Origin of the sequence: Sulfitobacter sp. HI0040, assembly GCF_001634885.1 — a bacterium.
In the GTDB taxonomy this organism is placed as follows: Bacteria; Pseudomonadota; Alphaproteobacteria; order Rhodobacterales; family Rhodobacteraceae; genus Sulfitobacter.
Genome location: NZ_LWEX01000544.1, coordinates 1 through 259, shown reverse-complemented (window position 1 = coordinate 259; position 259 = coordinate 1). Strand labels below are relative to the sequence as shown.

1 protein-coding gene is annotated in these 259 nt (G+C 59.5%); it reads left to right on the top strand.

What is annotated here, in order from left to right:
• Nucleotides 1–259 (top strand): enoyl-CoA hydratase/isomerase family protein (locus tag A3728_RS20385; protein ID WP_201722364.1); only part of this gene is annotated, 259 nt, incomplete at both ends.

The following is a 259-nucleotide window of genomic DNA, read 5'->3' as shown; positions in this document are numbered from 1 at the left end:
TGGACATCGAACTGGCCGACATCGTCCAGCGGATGCGATTCGAACATCCCGAGGTGAAAGTGGTCGTGATGCAGTCCGCCAAGGACAAGGTGTTCTGCGCCGGGGCGAATATCCGCATGCTGGGCGGCGCGGAACATGCGCATAAGGTCAATTTCTGCAAATTCACGAATGAAACGCGCAATACTTACGAAGCGGCGCTTGCCGACAGTGGCCAGAACTACATCTGCGCCATCCGGGGCGCCTGCGCGGGGGGCGGTTA